This window comes from Devosia sp. MDV22-iso42 (assembly GCF_058629155.1).
Genome location: NZ_JBZVWR010000006.1, coordinates 1148046 through 1161109, shown reverse-complemented (window position 1 = coordinate 1161109; position 13064 = coordinate 1148046). Strand labels below are relative to the sequence as shown.

At 65.5% G+C, this 13064-nt stretch carries 12 protein-coding genes; 3 read left to right on the top strand and 9 right to left on the bottom strand.

Translation table 11 applies throughout. From position 1 onward, the window contains the following. Positions 1 to 4 precede the first annotated feature (4 nt). From AC4NN3_RS07260 to AC4NN3_RS07245, 4 genes are all read right to left on the bottom strand, one after another. On the bottom strand, positions 5 to 1294 hold the full coding sequence (locus AC4NN3_RS07260) for a CmpA/NrtA family ABC transporter substrate-binding protein (protein WP_491926403.1): 1290 nt from the start codon (positions 1292 to 1294) through the stop codon (positions 5 to 7). A gap of 337 nt (positions 1295 to 1631) precedes the next feature. Beyond that, the gene (locus tag AC4NN3_RS07255) at positions 1632 to 2843 is read right to left on the bottom strand and encodes a CmpA/NrtA family ABC transporter substrate-binding protein (RefSeq protein WP_491926402.1); all 1212 of its coding nucleotides are present in this window, start codon (positions 2841 to 2843) and stop codon (positions 1632 to 1634) included. Between the two features lie 10 nt (positions 2844 to 2853). Next, the gene (locus AC4NN3_RS07250; RefSeq protein WP_491926401.1) at positions 2854 to 3444 is read right to left on the bottom strand and encodes an ANTAR domain-containing response regulator; all 591 of its coding nucleotides are present in this window, start codon (positions 3442 to 3444) and stop codon (positions 2854 to 2856) included. 57 nt (positions 3445 to 3501) lie between these two features. Beyond that, positions 3502 to 4374, bottom strand: a complete 873-nt coding sequence (locus tag AC4NN3_RS07245; RefSeq protein WP_491926400.1) for an NAD-dependent epimerase/dehydratase family protein — start codon at positions 4372 to 4374, stop codon at positions 3502 to 3504. A gap of 220 nt (positions 4375 to 4594) precedes the next feature. Between AC4NN3_RS07245 and AC4NN3_RS07240 the strand changes: the two genes are divergently transcribed. After that, on the top strand, positions 4595 to 5602 hold the full coding sequence (locus AC4NN3_RS07240; protein WP_491926399.1) for an asparaginase: 1008 nt from the start codon (positions 4595 to 4597) through the stop codon (positions 5600 to 5602). A gap of 9 nt (positions 5603 to 5611) precedes the next feature. Here the strand turns inward: AC4NN3_RS07240 and AC4NN3_RS07235 are convergent, their stop codons facing one another. Beyond that, a complete protein-coding gene (locus AC4NN3_RS07235) occupies positions 5612 to 7384 on the bottom strand; it encodes a potassium/proton antiporter (RefSeq protein WP_491926478.1) in 1773 nt (590 codons plus the stop codon). 23 nt (positions 7385 to 7407) lie between these two features. Continuing rightward, entirely contained in the window at positions 7408 to 7860 is a 453-nt protein-coding gene (locus tag AC4NN3_RS07230; RefSeq protein WP_491926398.1) for a PTS sugar transporter subunit IIA, read from the bottom strand. Positions 7861 to 8171: 311 nt separating this feature from the next. Between AC4NN3_RS07230 and AC4NN3_RS07225 the strand changes: the two genes are divergently transcribed. After that, positions 8172 to 9662 carry a helicase HerA-like domain-containing protein gene (locus tag AC4NN3_RS07225; protein ID WP_491926397.1) on the top strand — a complete coding sequence of 497 codons (1491 nt, stop codon included), beginning with the start codon at positions 8172 to 8174 and terminating at the stop codon, positions 9660 to 9662. 2 nt (positions 9663 to 9664) lie between these two features. After that, a complete protein-coding gene (locus tag AC4NN3_RS07220; RefSeq protein ID WP_491926396.1) occupies positions 9665 to 10222 on the top strand; it encodes an LOG family protein in 558 nt (185 codons plus the stop codon). 175 nt (positions 10223 to 10397) lie between these two features. On the opposite strand, the gene AC4NN3_RS07215 is transcribed toward AC4NN3_RS07220, so the two are convergent. The 3 genes from AC4NN3_RS07215 to AC4NN3_RS07205 form a co-directional block, all read right to left on the bottom strand. Next, entirely contained in the window at positions 10398 to 10943 is a 546-nt protein-coding gene (locus tag AC4NN3_RS07215; RefSeq protein WP_491926395.1) for a response regulator, read from the bottom strand. A 165-nt stretch (positions 10944 to 11108) separates the two neighbouring features. After that, on the bottom strand, positions 11109 to 11714 hold the full coding sequence (locus tag AC4NN3_RS07210; protein WP_491926394.1) for a superoxide dismutase: 606 nt from the start codon (positions 11712 to 11714) through the stop codon (positions 11109 to 11111). A 129-nt stretch (positions 11715 to 11843) separates the two neighbouring features. Continuing rightward, positions 11844 to 13037 carry an MFS transporter gene (locus AC4NN3_RS07205; RefSeq protein ID WP_491926393.1) on the bottom strand — a complete coding sequence of 398 codons (1194 nt, stop codon included), beginning with the start codon at positions 13035 to 13037 and terminating at the stop codon, positions 11844 to 11846. Between the last annotated feature and the right edge of the window lie 27 nt (positions 13038 to 13064).

Genomic DNA, 13064 nt, shown 5'->3' with positions numbered 1-13064 from the left:
CAGGTCAGACAAGCGCCTTGATGGCGAGGCTGTCGAGATAGGCCGACGGGTCGGTGGCGTCGAACACCTTGCCGTCAAAGAAGGTCTCCGGCCCGCGCGATGTGGTTTCGGGGATATCGGCAGCGGCAATACCCAACGCCGTGGCGGCATCCCGCCAGATATCCTCGCGGTTGACGCTATCGACGGCGGCGACGATGTCGGTGGTCGCGGGCAGGTAGCCCCAGCGCACGTTCTCGGTGAGGAACCAGGCGTCGTGGCTCTTGAAGGGATAGGAGGCGTGGTCCTTCCAGAACTTCATTTCGAGCCCCGTAGCGGTCTCAAGCCGGCCATTGCCATAGTTGATGTCGCCCTTGAGGCGCCCGGCCACGTCGGCGGCGGGAATATTGAACCAGCTGCGCTTGCCCAGGATCTGGGCCAGCTCTTCCTTGTTTTCCAGCGCATCGGCCCACTGCGCCGCTTCCATCACCGCCATCAGCATGGCCTGGGTGGCGTTTGGATTGGCGTCGATGAAATCGCTGCGCAGGCTGAACGCCTTTTCCGGATGGCCCTGCCAGAGCTCACCCGTCGTGGTGGCGGTAAAGCCGATGCCCTGGTTGACCAATTGCTCGTTCCAGGGCTCGCCGACGCAGAAAGCGTCCATGGTGCCGACCTTCATATTGGCCACCATCTGCGGCGGCGGCACGGTGATCAGCGAGACGTCGGCATTGGGATCGATGCCGCCGGCAGCCAGCCAGTAGCGGATCCACAGGTCATGCGTGCCGCCCGGGAAGGTCATGGCGACGTTGACCTCCTGGCCGGCCGCCTTGCGCTCGGCAAAGATCGCCTTGAGCGGGCTGGAATCGAGGCCGGCGCCGGCATCCTTGTAGGCCTGGCTGACCGAAATGCCCTGCGCATCGAGGTTGAGCCGGGCAATGATCGACATCGGTACCGGCACGCCATTGGTCACGGTGCCGGCGCTCATCAGATAGGGCATGGGGGTGAGAATATGGGCGCCGTCGAGGCCATTGGCGGCGCCGCCGAGCACGAGGTTGTCGCGCGTGGCACCCCAGGAGGCCTGCTTCTGCACTTCGACGTCCGGCATGCCATGCTTGGCGAAGAGGCCCTTTTCGCTGGCAATGATCAGCGCCGAGGCGTCGGTCAGGGCGATATAGCCCAGCTTGGCGCCCGTCACTTCGGGGCCGGCGCCCTGGGCGAAGGCGCCCGAGGGGAAGAGGGCCCTGGCGGCGGCCAGTGTGGCAGCGGTTGCCGTCGCACCCTTGAGGAAGCCGCGCCGTGTGGTCCTGGTCTGCGTCATCGTGTTCTCCATTCGCACCAATCGGAAAAACAAAAAAGCTGCCAACTGGATGACGCCGGGTCGGATGACCACGAGCGAAACCTGTTGGCAGCTTTGCCTGGTGACGCCCAGCTCTGGACGTCGATCGAAGGAGCCGTCTTGGGAGGAGCGCCTTGTACCGAGAACATTGCACGAAGCGTGCCAAGTCCCTGCGGCGCTATTTAATCGTTTTTTGACAGCAAGTTAGCAGAATTCCCCGACTCTCCTGAAAAACCGCAGCAGCGATGTCGCGGCTCAAAACAGCGCCGGTCTGCACAATTTGTGCTCAGCTGGCGGCGCAGCCTAAATAATGGCAGGTCTATTCTGACGCCTGGCGGGCGATGTAGTCGTCGAGCGCGGCCGGGTCGAAAACCTGCCCGTCGAAGAAGCGGTCCGGCCCCATCAGTAGGGGACCGGCCGTGCCGGCGATCTCATGGGCCTGGGCATGGGTCCCGTCCGTCTTGTTATCGACCAGGGGGGTGTTGACCCCCAGCGGCGCGAGGGCGGCGCGATAGAGGTCGGGGCGGAAACAGGCCGCAGCGGTGGCGGCATGGTCCGAGCTGGCGCTGACCTGGCCCCATCGGACCATCTGCGCATAATACCACAGCGCATGGCTCTTCCAGGGGAAGTTGGCGGCGCTGGCATGGGGGATGAAGTGGTCGGGCACCTGCACCAGGGCGCCATTGCCGACATCGAACTGACCACTCAGCGCCCGCCCGACAATGGCGGGGCTGGCCTCGAGATAGGCGGGCCCGGCCATGATACGGGCGGTTTCGGCATGGTTGGCCGGATCGGCACACCATTGCCCGGCCCGATAGATGGCGCGGATCACGGCGGCGACGGTATCGGGATGCTCGGCGGCCCAGGTCGTCCGCATGCCGATGACCTTGTCCGGGCTGGACTGCCAGATCGAGCCCTTGGTGGTCAGCATATGCGCGCCCTTGCTGGCGACGCCGATGCTGTTCCACGGCTCGCCGACGCAATAGCCGTCCAGTCCGCCGCTTTCCAGCGCATCGGGCAGCAGCGGCGGCGGCAGGACGACGATTTCGATGTCCCGGTCCGGGCGGATGCCGCTGGCCGCCAGCCAGTAGCGCAGCTCGTAATTGTGCGAGGAAGTCTGGTGCACCACCCCGAAACGCAGCCTGCGCGGCGAGGCGGCGACCACGCGGGCCAGTGCGGCGCCGGCCGGCCCGGCCGCCAGATCGCCCGGCGCCCCCTGGTCAGCCAGACTCTGCCACAAGGCGGCGCTGACGGTGATGGCGTTGTTGCCCAGGCCCAGCACCACAGGCGCGATCATCGGCGTGGCCAGCGGCGTCAGCCCCAGGCTGGCCGCCAGCGGCATCGGCGCCAGCATCTGGGCAATGTCGAAATGGCCCAGTTCGGCGCGGTCGCGGATATTGGCCCAACTGGTCTCGCGCACCAGGTGCAGCTCGAGCCCTTCGGCTTCGGCAAAGCCCTTTTCGCGCGCCAGCACCAGCAGCACGCTATCGAGCAGGGGCAGGAAACCGGCGGTGAGATGGGTCGTGGACATGGGGATAATCCTATGGGCCGAGCAGATCGGCGGCGGTCACCAGGCTTTGGGCGATGTCGACCATCCTTCGGTTCTGGTTCATGGCGGTGCTGCGCAGCAGGGCATAGGCATCGGCCTCGCTGAGACCGCGATTCTTGATCAGGATGGCCTTGGCCTGGTCGATCAGCTTGCGGTCTTCGAGCTCGCTGCGCGCCTGCTCGAGCTCGCGCGTCAGCTTGGCAAAGGCGTTGAAACGCGAAATCGCCATATCCAATATGGGTTTGACGCGCTCCTTCTTGAGCCCGTTCACCACATAGGCCGAGACGCCGGCCTCGACGGCCTTCTCGATCATGCTCGTATCGGAGCGATCGACGAACATGGCGATCGGCCGCTGGATGGCGCGCGACAGCGAGAAGAAATGCTCCAGCGTATCGCGCTTGGGATTTTCCAGATCGATGACGATGACGTCCGGCGATGTCGCTGCAATGGTGCGCGCCACCTCGTTGACATCGTGGATAGTGGCGACGCGCGTATGGCCGGCATCGCGCAGCCCATCTTCGATGATGGCGGCGCGGATGCGGTTTTCATCGATGATCAGAATGGACAGGTCGGGCTTGGTCATCGCGGACAGTTAAGGGTGATGCCCGCAATAATCGCAAGCCCGTATTCTGCACATTTCCTATGCAGTTGTCGCGGAAGCCTCGTTGCGCCAGCTGAATTGGGGCGAAAAACCCAGCATGCGCTTGGCCTTTTCGATCGAGAGCAGGGTGCCATTGGTGGTGAGGTTCCCCTTGATCTCCACACCGGGAAACACCTCGGCCAGCAGCGACATATTGGAGCGGCTCATGACCGTATCGGCATTGGCGATGATGAAAGCCTCAAAGCCGGTGAACTCGGCCTGGATGCAGCGCCGCACCGCCTGGGCGCCGTCCCGGGCATCGATATAGCCCCAGAGGTTCCACTTGCGCGCCAGGGGATCGGCATCGAATTTGCCAAACTTTTCATAGTCTTGCGGGTTCATCACGTTGGAGAACCGCAGCGAGGAAATGCGCAGCTTCGGGTTCCAGCGGCAGAACTGGGCAGCCATGGTCTCGTCGAGCAGCTTGCCTAGCGAATAGGCCGATTCCGGGCGGGGATAGTAGTCCTCGTCGACCGGGGCATAAGGCGGCGGCGTGTCGAAGGGCAGGCCCAGCACGGTCTCGCTTGACGCCAGGGTGATATTGGTGATGCCGGCCAGCCGGCAGGCTTCCAGGATATTGTAGGTGGCGGGGACATTGTTGGCGAAGGTGGTGGCATTGGGGGCAATGCCGGGTGCGGGAATGGCCGCCAGATGCACCACGGCGTCGAACGGCCCGCCGCGTTCGTCCACGCCGCCCATGATCGCGCCGGCCACCTGGCCGAAATCGGTCAGGTCGATCCTGATGCTGGGGCAGATCCTGTCGGGCAGGGCGTTCTGATCGAGATTGAGCACGTCATAGCCATGCGCCACCAGATCCTTGAGCACAGCCTGCCCAAGCTTGCCGCTGCCACCCGTCACCAATACCTTGGCCATCTCCGCCTCCTCCATCAACCGGGGAATAGTCTTGCCCGAAGCGGGGACTATTTTCCTCACTGCCGTCAGGGTGGCACGGAAGCCGGGCGCTGCCAACCATGCTGCCGCCATTCGGTCACCACGATGAACGCTTGATGACCAAAGCGGCTGCGCCATCCAACCATGTTGACTTTTCCGGCGCCGCCCGTTCTGACAGGGGCGTGGACCGGAGATCATGCTGATGGATGCCAACCCCATTCTCGCCCAGACCATGCGGGGCAACTGGGTCGAAAACCGCCATCGCGGCGCCTATGTGGTGATCGACGCCGACGGCATCATCATCGCCTCGGCCGGCGATATCGAGCGGGCGATCTTTCCACGCTCGGCCATCAAGTCGATGCAGGCCTTGGCCATCTTTACCCGCCATGCCGATAGCCAGTTTCATCACACGCCAGAGGAACTGGCGCTGGCCTGCGCTTCCCATACCGGCGAAGACGTGCATGTCGGGGTGGCGAGCGGCCTGCTGGCGCGGCTGGGCCTGTCGGCCGCCGACCTCGAATGCGGCGCCCACCAGCCGCTCGATGCGGCGGCGCGCGCGGCTTTGCGGGAGCGCGGCGAGGCGCCATCGAGCCTGCACAATTCCTGCTCGGGCAAGCATTCGGGCATGCTCAGCGTCGCCAAGGCTATGGGCGTTCCGACCGCGGGCTATGTCAATCGCGACCATGCGGTGCAGGTTCAGGTGCGGGCGGTGATCGAGGCGGTGATCGGCGAGCCGCTGAGCGAAGCCAAATGCGGCACCGATGGCTGCTCCATTCCCACCTTTGCGGCGCCGCTGCGCGCCTTTGCCCGCGGCTTTGCCCGCATGGCTACCGGCCATGGCCTGTCGACCGAACTCGCCAACGCCTCCCAGCGCCTGTTCGATGCCGCCACCACCCATCCGCATCTGGTGGCCGGCACCGGCCATCCCGATACGCTGATCATGACCGCCTTCAAGGGCAGGGTGATGCAGAAATATGGCGCCGACGGCGTGCAGTGCGGCGCCATCGGCGACAAGGGCTGGGGCTATGCGCTCAAATGCGATGACGGCAATATTGCCGCCTCGCTGGCCATGGTGGCTGCGCTGCTGCTCGACATTGCCGAGCCCGATGCCAGCCAGCGCGCGTTGCTCGATGGCTATGCCAACCAGCCCATCAAGAGCGTGCGCGGCGTGGCCGTGGGCGACCTGCGGGCCGTTGCACGGCAGGGCTGACAGGCCAGCCTAGCCGCGCCGGCGCCGATAGACGTCAAGCAGCTTGGCGCCAAGGCCGAGGCCGCGGCGGGAAGGGCGGGCGCGGTCTTCTTCGACAATCGCCAGGCCCGCGGCGATGGTCCTGCCGGCCTCGTCGACCTCGCGCACGACAAGCTCCACCGAACCCAGCCCCACGCGATCGCCGATTTCGGCATGGCCGCCGACGCGGCTGGCGATGAAATCGGCAATGCTGGTTTCCGCCGCATCGGCGGGCAGGGTGACGCCGTACATTTCAGCCAGCGTATGCGCCGCCTGGGCGGGGTCGATGTCGAAGACGCCAAAGAAATCACGATCATCGGGCTCGACCGCCGTCGGGCCGGCAAACAGCCGGTCGAGCAGGCGCACGAAGCGCGGCGCGGTAAAGACATAGACATTGTCGCCCGGCTGCAGTTGGCGCACATGCTGGAACCGCATGGACTGCCCGTCGCGGATGATCAGCGAGGGGCGCGACCAGCGCGGCAGGCGGGCGCCGCGGGTGACCGGACTGCCCTTGACCACCTTGTAGACCACCAGTTCGTGATTGGCGGTGCCGGGCAGTTCCAGCTCGACGCGATCAAGCGGCCCGACGGTGGGCGGTACGATCAGGCGCAGCCAGCGCGCCATCGGCCGGATCGTCCAGCCCTGCACCACCAGCGAGACCAGCACCACGATGAAGACGGTATTGAAGTAGAGCTGGCCATTGGGCAACTGGGCAATGACCGGCAGGATGGCCAGCAGGATGGACACCGCGCCGCGCAGGCCCACCCAGCCGACAAAGACCTGCTCGCGCAGGCGGAAGCCGAAGGGCAGCAGGCACAGCCAGACGGCCAGCGGCCGCGCCACCAGGATCAGCACGCCGGCCAGCAGCAGCGCCCCGGGGGCGGCGGCCATGAAGTCGGACGGTGCGGCATAGAGCCCCAGCATGACGAACATGACGATCTGGGCCAGCCAGGTCATGCCGCCCTGAAAGCGGCGCAGCCCGTCGGCGCCGCGCAGCTTGCGGTTGCCGGCGACGAGGCCAGCCACATAGACGGCCAGGAACCCGCTGCCGCCCAGAATGCCGGTCAGGGCAAACAGGAAGAGCGCGGCGCCCAGCACCATGACGGGATAGAGCGCGCCTTCCAGCTCGACGCGGTTGACCACGGTGGCAATCAGCAGGCCGCCGCCCAGACCGAAGGCGACGCCCAGGCCCATCTGCTGGATGAAGCCGACAATGACGCCCAGATCAGGCGTGGTGACCCCCGCGGCGATCATCTCCACCAGCATCATGGTCAGAAAGATCGCCATGGGATCGTTGGAGCCCGACTCGACTTCCAGCGTGGAGCGCACACGGTCCTTGACGGTGATCTGGCCGATGCGCAGCAGGAAGAACACCGCCGCCGCATCGGTGGAGCCGACAATGGCGCCGATCAGCAGCGATTGCAGGATACCCAGACCCAGGAAGAAGTGGGCGGCGACGCCCACAATGCCCGCCGTGACGACCACGCCCAGGGTCGCCAGCGTAATGGCCGGGCCGGCCGACTGGCGGAATGAGCGGATCGAGGTGCCAAAGCCGGAATCAAACAGGATGACGGCCAGCGCCAGGCTGCCGACGAAATAGGCCGAGCCGGCATCGTTGAACTGCAGCCCCAGCCCGTCCTCGCCGGCCACCAGGCCGACGAACAGGAACACCAGCAGCAGCGGCGCGCCGAAGCGGAACGCGGCCAGGCTGGTGAAGATCGATGCTACCAGCAGCCCGGAACTGACCAGGATGATGAGGTAAATCCAATCGACCAGGGGAGGTCCTCCTATGTGCTGTGGCTGGTAAAGGCGGCGATTATGTCGTCGGGCGTCCTGGCGTCGCGCAGGGCCTGCACCGTTTCGGGGGCGCGCAGGGCCCGCGCGAAACTGGCCAGGCCTTCCAGATGCGCCTTGGTGTCACCGGCCGGCGTCAGCAGCATCATGATGAGGTCGACCGGCCCGTCATCGGCCGCCGCATAGGGCACCGGCGTGGCCGGTCGCACGAAGATGGCCATGGCCCGGTCGAGTCCCTCCATCTGGGCATGCGGAAAGGCAATGCCCGCGCCGATCGCCGTGGAGCCCAGCTTTTCCCGCGCCGCCAGGGCATGGCGGCAGAGATCGGCGCGCGACCCGCACTTTTCGCTGACTCGGTCCGACAGGAAGCGCAGCACATCCTTTTTGCTGGCCAGGTCCACGTCGAGATAGACATCGGCGGCCTGCAGCAGATTGGTAATGCCCATTGTGTCGTCTCCGCTGGAGTGCCCGGCGGCGCTGGCGCCCGCCGAGCCTTTCATTGAGATGCCGGTCCTTGCCATGGGCAAAGCCGGCCGGGGAACAGCCCCGGCAGGGCTGCCAGCGCCGCGATGACGCGTCGCGTCGCTTTGGTCATCAGCCATTAGGACGTCGCGGCGCCCCTGTCGACCATCGATTGCGCTACAGGATGCTGCAGGCGGCGCTGGCGACTGCCGCATGGTTCTTGGAAAACCCAGTTACGAGTTGTCGCCCGCCAGCCCGGGCGGCTATAAGGACGCAACTTTCAAGGTGGTTGCCAATGCTCGTTGATGACAAGATCTTTCTGGGCACCAGCACGCAGCCGGAATATATCGCGCTCAAATATGGCAACCGGCATGGCCTGGTCACCGGCGCGACGGGTACCGGCAAGACCGTGACGCTGCAGGTGCTGGCCGAAGGGTTTTCCGCTGCCGGCGTCCCGGTCTTTGCAGCCGACATCAAGGGTGATCTCAGCGGTGTCGGCAAGCTGGGCCAGGCGCAGGGCTGGCAGACCCAGCGTGCCAGCGACATCGGCTTTGCCGAGTTCAAGGACGCAGTTTTCCCGGTGATGTTCTGGGACCTGTTCGGCCGCCAGGGTCATCCGATCCGCACCACGATTTCGGAGATGGGGGCGCTCCTGCTCAGCCGCCTGCTCTCGCTCAACGACACCCAGGAAGGCGTGCTCAACATCGCCTTCAAGCTGGCCGATGACGAGGCCATGCTGTTGCTCGACCTCAAGGATCTGCGGGCCCTGCTGGTCGAGGTGCAGGAACGGGCCAGCGAGATTTCCAGCCGCTATGGCAATGTCTCGACCGCCTCGATCGGCGCCATCCAGCGCGCTTTGCTGGTGCTCGAGCAGCAGGGCGGCGAGAATTTCTTCGGCGAACGGGCGCTCGATATTGCCGACCTGATGCGCACCGACCGCGACGGGCGTGGCTTTATCTCCATCCTCGCCGCCGACGACCTGATGCAGGCGCCCCGGCTCTATTCGACCTTCCTGCTCTGGCTGCTGAGCGAGCTGTTTGAAGAACTGCCCGAAGTCGGCGACCTCGACCGGCCCAAGCTGGTATTCTTTTTCGACGAGGCGCATCTGCTGTTCGACGACGCGCCCAAGGCGCTGATCGACAAGGTCGAGCAGGTGGTGCGGCTGGTGCGCTCCAAGGGCGTGGGCGTCTATTTCGTGACGCAGAACCCGGTCGACATCCCCGAATCGGTTTTGGCGCAACTGGGCAATCGCGTGCAGCACGCGTTGCGCGCCTATACGCCGCGCGAGCAGAAGGCGGTGCGCGTCGCCGCCGAGACCTTCCGCCCCAATCCGGCTTTTTCCACCGAAGAAGTCATCACCCAGCTCGGCATCGGCGAGGCGCTGGTCTCGGTGCTCGAAAGCAAGGGCGTGCCCTCCATGGTGGGCCGTACGCTGATCCGGCCGCCTTCGGCCCAGGTCGGGCCGATCCTGCCCGCCGAGCGCAGTGCCATCATGGCGACCTCGCCAGTCTCCGGGCTCTACGACACCGCCATTGACCGCGATTCCGCCTTTGAGGTGCTGTCGCGCAAGGCGCGTGACCAGCAGCTGGCCGAAGAGCGCCAGCAGATCGAAGAGGCCGAGCGCAAGACGGCGGAGCGAACCTATCAGGACGGCCCGGCGCCACGCCGTTCAAGCCGGCAGACCCCGGCCGAGGCGGCGATGAATTCGCTGGCGCGCACCGTGGCCAATCGGCTGGGATCGGCGCTGGTACGAGGCATTCTGGGCAGCCTGAAGCGGGGACGATGAGCATGGAACCGAGCAAGACCGGACCGATCCTGGCCATCTTTGCCTCCAGCAAAGGCCCCGGCGACGCCGAGCGCGCCTCGCTGATGAGCCAGACCGGCAGCTATTTTGCCAAGCGCGGGGCGCAGCTGGTCTGCCTGGCGGAAAACGGCAACCTGCCCATTCCGCTGATCACCGCCGCCCGCGCCGCCGGCGGCACGGTGCAGATCGTGGCCGATGCCACCATCGTGCTGCCGCCGGCTCTGCGCGGCGTCGACATGCAGGTCATCGAGGATCAGCCGGCGCGCTTTGCCCGCGTCTCCGAACTGGCCGAGGGCCTGGTGGCGCTGCCCGGCTCGCTGGCCTCGGCCACCGAAATGTTCGGCGTCTGGTCGGCCGGCAAGCTGGTCGGCCGCAACCGGCCGGTGATCATGCTCAATCGGCACAAGGCCTTCGAGGTGATGCGCGGCTATGCGCTGGACGTGCTGGCGCCCGGCCTGCCGGGCTATGACAAGGCCATCCAGTTCGCCGACAATATTGAGGATCTGTGGAGCCGCATCAGCCGCATGGTCGAGGCGCGCTGAGCCCGTCTCATGACCAAGAATGGACCCCACCCTCGATCCAGCCATTCGAGCGTAGCTCTCATGGCCTTGTTCACTCAAATCGCTCCACCGGAGCAATTTGACCCTTCGGGCCGTTCTCAAGCCCCGCAAGGGGAGGGCGGCGCAAGGCCTCGCCTCCGGTGACGGGCGAACCCTACTAGTGCTCGAGGCCGGGATGCAGCGGGCGGCGACGGTCGGGGAACAGCGGCACCACATTGTCGCTGGCGCGCCGCTTGGGGGCGGTCGTGGCGATGGGGGCAAAGATGCGGTCGCGCCGTTCCGGCCCGCGATAACCGCCCAGCACACCCACCACGCTGCGGCTGCGCAGCCGCATCTGGATGCGCGACAGCAGGTGGCGCGGCGACATCGGCTTGATGATGACCTCGTCAATGCCCGCGCTGATCGCCTGGTGGCGCATGGGCGGGGTGATGCGGCGGGTCAGCGCGATGACCGGCACGTCCTGGCTGAGCAGGTCGCCATTGAGCCTTATGCTCTCGACCAGCTCATGGGCAGGACGCTCTTCGCGGTCGAAATCGCAGACCAGCATGTCGATGGGCGCCAGCCGCATATAGGCGATCAGCTCAAGCTCGTTCTCGAACAGGCGGACCTTGAGCTGGCTGTCCCCGCCCACCACCATCCCCAGCAGGGACGATAATGCTGGGCTTGCCGCAATGATGGCAACGACCTTGGCTGGTTGTGTCACGGGCACCCCTTGAATAGTAAACAAAGCGTTACCATGCTCTGCCGGCCTGTAGAAGGGGTGCCGGGCAAACAGGCAAAATCAGCGGGGAAAACCGTGTGGACGGGGCACGAAAAAGCCCGCCAGCGCGGGGCGCTGACGGGCTTAAAGGCAAGCGAAATGAAACGCTTAGCGGGCCTGGTCGAACAGCAGCTCGACATGTTCCCAGTTCACCAGATTGTCGAACCAGGCTTCCAGGTATTTCGGCCGGGCATTGCGGTAGTCGATGTAATAGGAATGCTCCCAGACGTCGACGCCCAGCAGGGGATGCGCGTTGTGGATCAGCGGCGACTCGCCATTGGCGGTCTTGGAGACCTCCAGCTTGCCATCCTTGAGCGACAGCCAGGCCCAGCCCGAGCCGAACTGGGTCGTGCCGGCGGCGATGAAATCGGCACGGAACTTGTCAAAGCCGCCCAGATCGCTGTCGATGGCGGCAGCCAGCTTGGCAGGCAGGCTCTTGCCGCCGCCATTGGGCTTCATCCAGTTCCAGAAGTGCACGTGGTTGTAATGCTGGCCGGCATTGTTGAACAGGCCGGCATTCTTGCCGTGCGATTCCTTGACGATGTCCTCGAGCGGCAGGATTTCCAGGCCCGACCCTTCCAGCAGCTTCTCGCCATTGGTCACATAGGCCTGGTGATGCTTGTCGTGGTGGTATTCAAGCGTTTCGGCCGACATGTAGGGGCCCAGGGCATCATAGGCATAGGGCAGGGGTGGCAGGATGAACTTGGTCGACATATTGGCCTCCGATAGGGTGTTCGATGGGGAAACTCGACAGAACCTATAAGCCGATTGTGACGACAGAACAATTCGTTGCCGCGGAAAGCGTCAGGCGGCGGTCGGCATCGGGCCGACCGCCGCAGCGCCTCAGTACTTCGGCTGCAGCAGCGCGAGCAGCAGGGTGAGACCGGCCAGGATTGCCGTCAGCATCATATTGCCGGTGGCCGAATAGGTGTCGACGACATAGCCGCCGACCAGCGCGCCGGTGGTGATGGCGACCTGGAAGGACACCACCATCAGGCTGCCGGTGGTTTCGAGCGCATCGGGGGCGGCGCGCGACAGATTGGCCTGCAGCGTCACCGGTGCCATGCCGAAGGAAAGCCCCCAGATGGTGACGAAGCCAAAGGCGGCCCCGACCTGGGCGCCCCACAGCACCAGTGCCAGCGCCGACAGGGCCATGATGGCACCGGTGATGGCCAGGGCCCGCCCGGCCTCGATATCGGCGAGCCGACCGCCGACCAGATTGCCGAGCACGGCGGCAAGGCCGAAGCCGGCCAGCGCCAAAGCCACCATATTGGTCGACAGCCCGGTCACGCCTTCAAGGAATGGCCGGACATAGACCGAGCCGGCCATGTGCCCGGCCATCAGCAGGACGATGGCCAGCATGCCCAGCTGGATGCCGCGGCGGCGCAGCAGGGCGAACAGATCACCCAGGCTGTTGCTGCCGGTGGCGGGCAGGCTGGGCAGGCTGATCAGCTGCAGCACCAGGGCGATGCCCGACAGGCTCGCCGTCAGCGCCATGGCACTGCGCCAGCCCATCCAGTCGCTGATCAGGGCGCCCATGGAGGGCGCGGCAATGGTGGCCAGCGAGACGCCCAGGCTGACCAGGGCCACGCCTCGACCCATGGCCGATGGACCAACCAGACGCACGACCACCGCGACCGACAGGGCCCAGAAAGCGCTGAGCGCAATGCCCAGCCCCGCCCGGCCGATCAGCAGCAGCCAGAATTCGCCCGCCGTGGCGGCCAGCAGATTGGCGGCAATGGCGAGCACGCTGAGGCCGACCAGCACCGCCTTGCGGTTGAGATTGCCGATCAGGATATTGCTGAGCAGCGCGGTGACCGCACCGACCAGGGCGGTAACGGTAACCACCTGGCCGGCCATGCCCTCGCTGATGCCCAGATCGGCGGCCATGGGAGTCAACAGGCCCGCGGGCAGGAATTCGGCCGAGACCAGGGCAAAGCTCGTTGCCAGCATGGCCAGCATTGCCATCCAGATCTTGGCGCTCCAGCCGGTTTCCGCCGCCGGAACGTCGTTGGCTGCAAGTGTAGTATCGCTCATGAGGTTGTCTCCAGAATTGGAGAGATG